This is a genomic window from Caldithrix sp., assembly GCF_056497305.1.
This window is the reverse complement of the sequence record NZ_JBSMDE010000008.1, coordinates 1-9,658: the sequence shown is the minus strand read 5'-3', so window position 1 is coordinate 9,658 and position 9,658 is coordinate 1. Positions and strand designations below refer to the sequence as shown.

Here is a 9,658-nt window from a genome sequence, read left to right as displayed (position 1 = left end):
GCATAAATTTTCTTGCTCCAAAAGGCGCAGGCTTTTATTTTAGTTTTAAAGCAATGGATATTACAGTAAACAATAATGAAAAGAAAGGCGTTCCATGAAACCTTCATTAGTAATCTTAGCTGCCGGGATGGGCAGTCGCTACGGTGGTGTAAAACAAATCGATCAATTTGGTCCCAATGGAGAAACTATTTTAGATTATTCCATTTTTGATGCTCTAAGTGTGGGCTTTAAAAAAATTGTGTTTGTCATTCGCAAAGAATTAGAGGCCGATTTCAGAGCTGTCTTTGAACCCAAATTAAAAGACAAAGCCCAGCTCTATTTTGTGTTTCAGGAACTGGACAATTTACCGGAGGGCTTTACAGCGCCGGCGGAGCGCAAAAAACCCTGGGGCACCGCGCATGCCGTCATGGTTACCGAGGAAGTCGTGCAGGAGCCTTTTGCTGTCATCAACGCCGACGACTTTTACGGACGGGGCGCCTATCGACTCCTGTTTAATTTTTTAAAAAAACAGGATATGCGGAGTACAGAATATGCCATCATTGGTTATCAGTTAAAAAAGACGCTCTCCAGGCACGGTGCGGTTTCCAGAGGCATTTGTGAAACCGATGCGCAGGGCTATTTGCAAAAAATTGTGGAACGAACCAAAATTTTCTGGAAAGACAGTCAGATTGTTTATTTGAACGACGAAGGCCAGGAAATTGAAATTTCGGGCCGCACCAATGTCTCGATGAATATGATGGGCTTTACACCGACGTTTTTTGATTTCTTGAAAATTTATTTTAAAGAATTCCTTCAACACAACGGCGACAATCCAAAGGCCGAATTCTTTTTGCCCTGGATTCTGGATCAGCTCATTCAGCACAATCAGGCCAGGATTAAAATTTTGCCGACTGATGAACAGTGGTTTGGAGTAACTTATCAGGAAGACAAGCCCATTGTACAGGAAAATATTAAACAGTTGGTTGAACAGGGAACCTATCCTCCTAAGTTGTGGGAAATGGGCTGAGGCAGCAGTGTCGCAACCTTTAAAAAATTGCAAAGCGCGCATTTTAATTAAAAATTACGAATTACGAATTATTTTGTGAGAGGGCAACTTATGCCCAGGCGGTGAGGAACCGTGCCGGCATGTCATTCTTATTCCCGATTCAGAAGTAACTCGAGCTTCAGCTCGAGCCTTGCCCTAACACCTACACAAATGTTGTACCTATGTAAGTGAAAACTCCTATTCCCGGGGACAGGCATGTCCGGCCGTAGGACGGGCCCGTCTGGCAGGCGCAGCCGGTTGTAGCGAAGCGAAAATCCCGATCTTCGGGGACAGGCCCGTCTGGCCACCGGACAGGCCATTCAACTATTCAACTATTGAACCATTCAACAATTCAACGATTTTACTTCCTCACACAGCACAAAAATTTTTGCACGCCAAGGCATTACATCTTTTGAGGGAAGTATTCCAAAACAGAACGGGGCCACGCTGGCCCCGTCTATTGCAAACCATCCTTAAATATTCAGCTTCAGCACAAAAAGAATGCTTATGGATTGTGCACCGCCTTATTCCGCCGCTGGGCTGGGTGTACCGACTTTTCAGCAGAACCCGGATCTTTTTTATTTATTTACCTGAAAAGTGCGATCCCCTTTTTCGAAAAAGTTGACAATCTGTCGGGCGGCGGCCAATCCGGCGTTAATATTGGCTTCTGCGGTTTGGGCCCCCATCTTTTTCGGAGTAAAGAAGTAGCGTCCTTCATATTTTTCAGCGATTTCGGGGGCACAATCGGGCGCAATATCTGAGATGTACTTAAAGTCCGCGCGTTCGGCAAACATCTTTAACAGGCCGTCTTCATCGATGATCTCCTTCCGCGCTGTATTGACAAGCACCGCATTCTGGGGCATGCGCGACAATAACTCAAAATTGATGGACTTCACTGTTTGTTCGTTAGCCGGGATGTGCAGGGAGACATATTGACATTTTTCGTACAACGCTTCAACCGATTTAACCGGCGTCACGCCCTCTTTAGCGATTACTGCTTCAGGAATGAAGGGATCAAAAGCAAATAATTCCATCCCGAATCCTCTGGCAATTTGCGCTACGCGTCGGCCCACATGGCCAAAGGCGTGGATGCCCAGGGTTTTCCCTTTAAGTTCAGTGCCCGGTTTACCATTGAACTGATTACGCGCCAGGTAGACCATCATGCCCAGGGCCAGTTCGGCAACGGCATTGGCGTTTTGCCCAGGAGTGTTCATCACGGCAATCCCTCTTTGTGTCGCGCTTTGCAGATCGATGTTGTCATAACCGGCGCCTGCCCGTACAATGATCTTTAGTTGGGGGGCGGCGTCCATGATCCCAGCATGGATTTTGTCGCTGCGCACGATCAAAGCATGAGCATCAGCCACCGCTTTTTTCAATTCTTCTTCTGATTCATATTTTTCCAACAGGGCAAATTCATACCCGGCTTTTTCAATAATGTCCTTAATCTGAGCCACAGCAATGGGGGCAAAAGGCTTTACGGTAGCAACCAAAACTTTTGGCATTGTTTGTTCTCCTTATTTTTGCAAACTATCTTTTACGAAATGAAAATTATCACATATTTTAATAAAACACAACAGTTTTTTGCAAAAGGGAAAACTCATTTCCGATATCGGATTGCCATGATTTTTCCTGCCCAAAGGAACGTAATTCTCATTTTTAGGCGCAGAATCCCGACATTAAAAAAGTTTAATCATGGTAATCAGGCAAATCCCGGTTCAAAAATCATTAAAATTCCGGTCAGGTTTTGGGCTGGAATAATGGTCCCGAGTTGCTCGTTTTATCCCGTTTATGATAACGTTCTAAAAACAAAAAGAGATACATAAATTTGCTTTAACTGTACTGGTCTCGTAAATTTTTTGATTTCGTAGTAAGTAAGAATGGGGTATTGACTTGACGGATTTGAATTTAAAAGGGATTTATGATAAAGTAATGGAGGGGGAACGGCTGTCTTTCGATGATGGTATGACCCTTTTCCGATCCAACGATATTCTGACCATTGGTCAAATGGCGCATCATGTTCGGTTGCAAAAAAACGGATTAAAAACCTATTTTACAATGAATCAACATATTAATCCCACCAATATTTGCCGGAACGATTGTCTGTTTTGCGCCTTTTACCGTAAAGAAGGGCAGGAAGGTGCCTATCGTATGTCGCTGGAAACCGTGCGTCAAAAGGTACTGGAACGCATCGAAGAACCCATAACGGAAATCCATATTGTCGGTGGCCTGGACGATGGATTACCTTACGAGTACTACCTCGATGTGTTGCGTGTCGTTAAAGAGGTGCGCCCTGATGTGAATATCAAAGCCTACACCGCTGTGGAAATCGCCTACCTGGCAGAACGTTCCGCTAAATCTTGGGAAGATGTACTCGACGATTTAATCGATGCCGGCTTGAGTGCCATGCCCGGAGGCGGCGCAGAGGTGTTTAGCGAGCGTGTCAAAAGAAAACTGTTTATGGATAAGCTTTCGGCCGATGAATGGATCGAAATTCATAAAATGGCGCACCGCAAAGGAATCCGTACCAATGCCACCATGCTGTACGGCCATATCGAAAAGGATGAGGAAAAGGTTGATCATCTGATTCGTTTGCGTGAAGCCCAGGATGATTCAGGCGGATTTTTAACCTTTCTGCCTTTGCTCTTCCATCCGGAAAATACACGCATGGCCCGCCTGCCCATGGCCACCGGGGTAGAAGATTTAAAACACATCGCCATCAGTCGCTTGCTTCTGGACAATTTTGACCATATCAAGGCCTATTGGGTCATGTTGGGTAAAGACGTGGCTCAGATCGCTCTCTCTTTTGGAGCAGACGATATTGATGGTTCGGTGGTCGAAGAACGCATTTACCACATGGCCGGCGCCCAATCTTCGCAGATGTTAACACGTAGTCAGCTTAAAAAATTAATCAGCGAGTGTGGATTTATTCCCGTGGAACGTAATGCACTGTACCAGAGTGTTAATACTGAAATGAAAACCGTGGAGCAGATTTAATAAACGGAGTAGTCAATGGAATTTAATAATCTTTTTAGCAAAGCATCACAAACAAAAGCGCAGGACGACGCCCCGATCTCCTACAAAGTTAAAAATGTGAGTTATGTGAGTTACTTAAATACCAAGCCTTTGGTTTACGGTCTGGAAAAAGGCCTGGTTCCCCATGAATTTACCATGCAAAAAGACGTGCCATCCGTTTGCGCGGAACGACTGTTACAGGGCGAGGTGGAATTGGGTCTGGTACCCTCCATCGAATATGCACGCAGTAAAGGGGCCTGGAAAATCATTCCCAATTTGTGTATTTCATCCAGAGGAACGGTAAAGAGTGTGGCTTTGTTTTTCAATCAGGATATTAAGCGCATTAATAGAATTGCTCTGGACACCAGTTCCAGAACTTCGGTGGCCCTGTTAAAAATCTTGCTATTGGAAAAATTTGAGATCGAACCCGAATTTGTGAACATGCCTCCCAATTTGCAGGAGATGTTGAAGCATGCCGATGCAGCGCTGGTTATTGGCGATCGGGCTCTGCAATATCAAACGGAATTTTCCAATCATCTGGATCTGGGGGAGGAATGGACTGATATGACGGGTTTACCCTTTGTTTACGCATTTTGGGCCGGACACGAGCTAAGCTTGACCCGTGAAGAAGTTGAAATCATGAACAAGTCCTATGAAGTAGGTTCACACAATATCGAAAAAATTGCCAGAGAATATGCTGTGGGTAAATCCAATGATTGGTCGTTCTATGAAGAGTATCTGACGCGAAATATTTACTACACCCTGGGTGAGGATGAAAAAGCAGGTTTAATGGAATTTTACCATTATGCCTTTTATTTAGGGTTGATTGATCACATTCCGGAGTTACATTTTTATGAAGATTAATAAACAAACCATAGAACAAAAGGTTGCCGATGGCGGACGTTTGACCCTGGAAGAGGGACTGTTCCTGTTTGAACAAACGGATCTGCTCTGGTTGGGTAAACTGGCCGATCAGGTAAGGCGGCGCTGGCATCCCAAACCGATTGTTACCTTCATCATCGATCGTAATATTAATTACACCAATATTTGCGTGGCCAATTGTGACTTCTGCGCTTTTTACGAAAAAATTGGTTCGCCCAAAGGCTATGTGCTCAAAAAAGAGGAGATCGCACGTAAAATTCAGGAGACGATCGATCTGGGCGGTTACCAGATTTTGATGCAGGGGGGACTGAATCCACAATTAAAAATCGATTTTTACGAAGACCTTTTTCGCTACATCAAAGATCGATTTCCTATGGTGCGCATTCATTCCCTTTCTCCCCCGGAAATTCATTACATTGCAAAAATTTCCCAGCTTTCATTACAGGAGACTCTGATCCGATTGCGTGGGGCCGGGCTGGATTCCATTCCAGGTGGAGGCGCCGAGATTCTGGTGGATGAAATTCGTCAAAAATTGAATGCCAACAAAACAACAGCCGAGCAATGGCTTAAAGTGATGGAAACGGCACACAAAATGGGCATGAAAACAACGGCCACCATGATGTTCGGCCATCTGGAAAATTACGAGCACCGCTTACAACATCTGATTAAAATCCGCGAACTCCAGGATCACACTCTGGGTTTTACCGCCTTTATTCCCTGGACTTTCCAGCCGGAAAATACCAGGGTTCATATCGAAAAAACCAGCGCCTACGATTACCTGCGAACTCTGGCCATTTCGCGATTAATGCTGGATAATGTGCCCAATATTCAGGTTTCCTGGGTGACCATGGGGGCAAAAATAGCTCAGACCGCTCTGTTTTTTGGGGGAAATGACTTTGGCAGCCTGATGATTGAAGAAAATGTAGTGGCGGCAGCCGGGGCTACCTTCCGCATGACGCGGGATGAGATTGAACGGATCATTAGCCGGGCCGGTTTTCAGCCCCGCCTGCGCGATATGGAATACAATTTGTTGAATTAATGTGAAAAAGAAAGAAGCCTATTGTGCCAGCTGGCTCGTTCCGGTTTCCAGCCCGCCCATGCGCGAGGCTGCTCTCCTCGTCGAAGATGGCCTAATCTCGGCGATTTTACCTATTCATGAATTGCCTCACCATTCCAGCCATTTAAAGATTTACAGCTTTCCGGAAGCTGTTATTTTACCGGCCTGGGTAAATGCCCACACCCATCTGGAATTATCGTACCTGAAAGACGAACCACTGTCGCAGCTGGGATTTATTCCATGGGTTGAATCATTGCTGGCAGCCCGCGCCCAAAAAGAGACCGCGCAAGGCGTCATAAGCTCTGCCCTGCAACAACTGCGTCTGATGCGTCAAAGTGGAACAGCGTTGGTGGGGGATATCACCAATGGACCTTTGCTGGCGCCCTTACCTGAAGAGATGGTTGAACGGGTGGTTTTTTATGAAATTTTAGGATTTTTGCCAGAACGCGCTGACGCCATTTACCGGAAAGCAATTCAGGAACTGCAAGCGGTGAATCCACGGGCTATTCTGACGCCGCACGCTGCTTATTCCACTTCGGGGCCGTTGCTAAAAAAAATTGCCAGCGCTTCGCCCAGGATTTCCATCCACCTGGCGGAAAGTCCGGACGAATACGCCTTTTTTACTACGGGTTCTACTGAGGTGGAAGCCTTTCTCAAAGCACGCAAAGCCTGGCCGCCGGACTGGAAACGGCCGGAGAAAACGCCGGTCGCTTATCTAAACGATCTTGGTTTATTGCGGCCCAACACCCTGGCAGTACACGGTGTGCAGGTCACCGAGAAAGACCTGGACCTCTTGAAAACCAGCCAGGCCATGGTTTGTATCTGCGCGCGCAGTAATGAGCTGCTGGATGTGGGACTGCCACCACTTAAAAAATATGTTGAAAAGGGAATCCCCCTGTGTATTGGGACAGACAGCCTGGCATCAAATACCAGTCTTGACTTAAATGATGAAATTTATTATCTATGGGAGCGATTTAATGGTATTCTGGATGCGGTGACTCTGGTTAAAATGGCGACCTTAAACGGAGCCAGAGCGCTTGGTCGCCAGGAAGTATTTGGATCGCTGGAAGTGGGTAAACGTGCGGCTTTCAATGTGTTTCAATTCAATAAACCCGTACTGAAGAATCCTGAGCTTGCTGTGGTTTCACGAACATGGAGAGAGTTGAAATGTTTCTGAAAAAGTTTTTACAACGCCTGGTAGAGTATGGTCATATGATCAAGTTTTCGCATTCTGTTTTTGCGCTGCCCTTTGCTTTGTCATCGGCTGTTCTGGCCAACGATGTGCTGCCTCTGACGCGCGAAAAATTATTGTGGATTATTGTGGCCATGGTTAGCGCACGGAGCGCAGCCATGGGATTCAATCGGCTGGTCGACCGCGAGTATGATGCGGCCAATCCACGAACCAAAAACCGCCATCTGCCAGCCGGTAAAATTAAAGTGGCGGAGGTCTCTGCATTTGTGTTGATCTCAACCCTGATTTTTATTTTTGCAGCCTTTAAATTGAATACCTTGTGCTTTGTCCTCTCGCCCGTGGCCCTGTTTGTTATCTTCATTTACTCCTACACCAAACGCTTTACTGCCTTTTCACACTATGTCTTGGGCCTGGCTTTAGGTATTTCACCAGTAGGCGCCTGGCTGGCCATTACCGGTTCTTTTGCATGGCCGCCTGTGCTTCTGGGGCTGGCCGTTGTATTCTGGGTGGCAGGATTTGACATTTTGTACGCCTTGCAAGATTACGAATTCGACCGCCAGTATCGCCTGTACTCCATTCCCAGCCTGGTTGGCAAAACAAAAGCCATGTGGATTGCTCGTCTGAGCCATTTAATAGCGTTTGCCCTGCTCTTCATCCTGTGGATTGTATTAGACCTGCATTTTATCTATCTGGTAGGTTTAACCGTAATCGCGGCTCTACTCAGTTATGAACATTCGCTGGTGCAACCGGATGATCTTTCACAACTGGATATGGCCTTCTTTAATATGAATGGCATCATCAGCGTCATCTTCTTTTTGAGTATTCTGGGAGATTACTTCTTATTATGAAGCGGATTGTAGTAGGAATTAGTGGCGCCAGCGGCATGCTTTACGCCGCCCGATTTTTGCGGGCTGTGCCTGATGCTTACCAGGTGCATCTGATCGTCTCTTCTGTAGCGCAAAAGATTCTAAAAGCAGAGATCGGCTGGGACGCTGCCAGACAGAGCTTTCAGGAATTCTGGGCAACGTTTGGCAATGAGCCCTACAATGGAGCAGAAATTATTTTACACGAGGCCGAAAACCATTTTGCCCCGGTAGCCAGTGGTTCCTTTCTCACTGAGGGGATGGTCATCATCCCCTGTTCGGCCAAAAGCCTTTCCGCAGTGGCCAATGGTTACGCCGCCAACCTCATCGAACGAACGGCCGACGTGCATTTAAAAGAACGCAGACCCCTGGTTTTGGTTTTTCGCGAATCACCTTACAATCTGATTCATATTGAAAATATGCAAAAAGCCACCCGGGCAGGGGCAACCATCCTGCCTGCCTCTCCCGGCTTTTACCACCATCCGCAAAGCATCAATGAGCTGGTCGATTTTATTGTGGCCCGGGTAATGGATCACCTGAACATTCCACATCAATTGAGTAGGCGCTGGGGAGAAAACAATGGCTGAGCCCAAAATGGTTCTGGAACCGGGAACCCAGAAAAAGCGCTATGTGCGTAACATGTTTAATGCCATTGCCCATCGCTATGACTTTCTTAATCATGTTTTAAGTTTTGGCCTGGACATCTTGTGGCGCAAGAAGGCCATTCGCAAGCTACAGGTTTCAGAAGAACATCGTGTGCTCGACCTGGCCTGTGGTACAGCCGATTTCGCGCTGGAAACGATCCGCCAGAAGGGTTGCCACGTGGTAGGCGTGGACATTGCCCTGCGCATGCTTAAATTCGCCCGACCCAAAATTACGGATGCAAAAACAGATTCGCGCCTGGCCCTGGTCAACGCCGATGGCGAGCATCTACCCTTTAAAGAACACTGTTTTCATGGCATGACCATCGCCTTTGGCATCCGAAATATGGGGGATATGCAGAAAGCCCTGAGAGAGATTCATCGCGTTCTGACCCTGGACGGCCAGGCCATCATTCTGGAATTCTCCTTACCCACCTTTTTCCTGTTCCGACAAATTTATCTCTTTTATTTTAAGAATATTTTACCTTTAATTGGTAGATTAGTAAGTAAAGACCCGGCAGCTTATTCCTATTTGCCTGCTTCGGTTGAGAAATTTCCTTCCATTGCTGAATTTACGGCGCAATTAAAAAACGCGGGTTTCGATCGGGTGGAGTACTGGAAGTTGCTTAACGGGGTAGCGGTCATTTATCGGGCAACCAAAATCATTCCCTGATAGCAAGGCCGAAATTGGTTTTCACCCGGGGAGCGGAAGAGGGAGAAATTCAGGCTGCCCGTGTAAGGGGTTCTGGATGTCCTGAAAACCCTATCCCAACATTTGGATATTAGAATACTTCCCTTAAAAGAACTAGCATTTTAGCGTGCGAAAATTTTTTTGCTGCTTTACGGAATATTTAAATGGATTAAGATTTGGTTTAATCTTTTACCGGCGAATATCTGCTGAGTAATAGCCCTCACCCCCCGGCCCCCTCTCCCGCAAAGCGGGCGAGGGGGAGAATGGTGCGGGTTGAAAAAAAATCTTATCTCAAA

General features: G+C 46.5%; 9 protein-coding genes. 8 read left to right on the top strand and 1 reads right to left on the bottom strand.

The window, feature by feature from the left end; all coding sequences use genetic code 11:
* The first annotated feature begins 94 nt into the window (after positions 1-94).
* Entirely contained in the window at positions 95-1,006 is a 912-nt protein-coding gene (locus ACWB0I_RS00815; protein ID WP_479386127.1) for a nucleotidyltransferase family protein, read from the top strand.
* A 596-nt stretch (positions 1,007-1,602) separates the two neighbouring features.
* Here ACWB0I_RS00815 and ACWB0I_RS00810 read toward each other — a convergent pair.
* Positions 1,603-2,526 (bottom strand): 3-phosphoglycerate dehydrogenase, encoded by a 924-nt coding sequence (locus tag ACWB0I_RS00810; RefSeq protein ID WP_479386126.1) that lies wholly within the window; start codon positions 2,524-2,526, stop codon positions 1,603-1,605.
* Positions 2,527-2,914: 388 nt separating this feature from the next.
* Between ACWB0I_RS00810 and mqnE the strand changes: the two genes are divergently transcribed.
* From mqnE to ubiE, 7 genes are read left to right on the top strand one after another with little or no spacing between them, the layout of a single operon-like run.
* A complete protein-coding gene (gene mqnE / locus ACWB0I_RS00805; protein WP_479386125.1) occupies positions 2,915-4,018 on the top strand; it encodes an aminofutalosine synthase MqnE in 1,104 nt (367 codons plus the stop codon).
* A 15-nt stretch (positions 4,019-4,033) separates the two neighbouring features.
* Entirely contained in the window at positions 4,034-4,900 is an 867-nt protein-coding gene (locus ACWB0I_RS00800) for a menaquinone biosynthetic enzyme MqnA/MqnD family protein (RefSeq protein ID WP_479386124.1), read from the top strand.
* Positions 4,890-5,957, top strand: coding sequence for a cyclic dehypoxanthinyl futalosine synthase (gene mqnC / locus ACWB0I_RS00795; protein WP_479386123.1), 1,068 nt, complete (start codon positions 4,890-4,892; stop codon positions 5,955-5,957). Before ACWB0I_RS00800 ends, mqnC begins: the two co-directional genes overlap by 11 nt.
* Position 5,958: 1 nt before the next feature.
* The gene (locus ACWB0I_RS00790) at positions 5,959-7,152 is read left to right on the top strand and encodes an amidohydrolase family protein (protein ID WP_479386122.1); all 1,194 of its coding nucleotides are present in this window, start codon (positions 5,959-5,961) and stop codon (positions 7,150-7,152) included.
* Positions 7,143-8,015: a UbiA-like polyprenyltransferase gene (locus tag ACWB0I_RS00785; protein ID WP_479386121.1), complete on the top strand. Its 873-nt coding sequence runs from the start codon at positions 7,143-7,145 to the stop codon at positions 8,013-8,015. The genes ACWB0I_RS00790 and ACWB0I_RS00785 overlap by 10 nt, the downstream gene beginning before the upstream one ends.
* Positions 8,012-8,617 carry a UbiX family flavin prenyltransferase gene (locus tag ACWB0I_RS00780; protein WP_479386120.1) on the top strand — a complete coding sequence of 202 codons (606 nt, stop codon included), beginning with the start codon at positions 8,012-8,014 and terminating at the stop codon, positions 8,615-8,617. The genes ACWB0I_RS00785 and ACWB0I_RS00780 overlap by 4 nt, the downstream gene beginning before the upstream one ends.
* Complete coding sequence (gene ubiE, locus ACWB0I_RS00775) at positions 8,610-9,344, top strand: bifunctional demethylmenaquinone methyltransferase/2-methoxy-6-polyprenyl-1,4-benzoquinol methylase UbiE (protein WP_479386119.1); 735 nt, start codon at positions 8,610-8,612, stop codon at positions 9,342-9,344. The genes ACWB0I_RS00780 and ubiE overlap by 8 nt, the downstream gene beginning before the upstream one ends.
* Positions 9,345-9,658 lie beyond the last annotated feature (314 nt).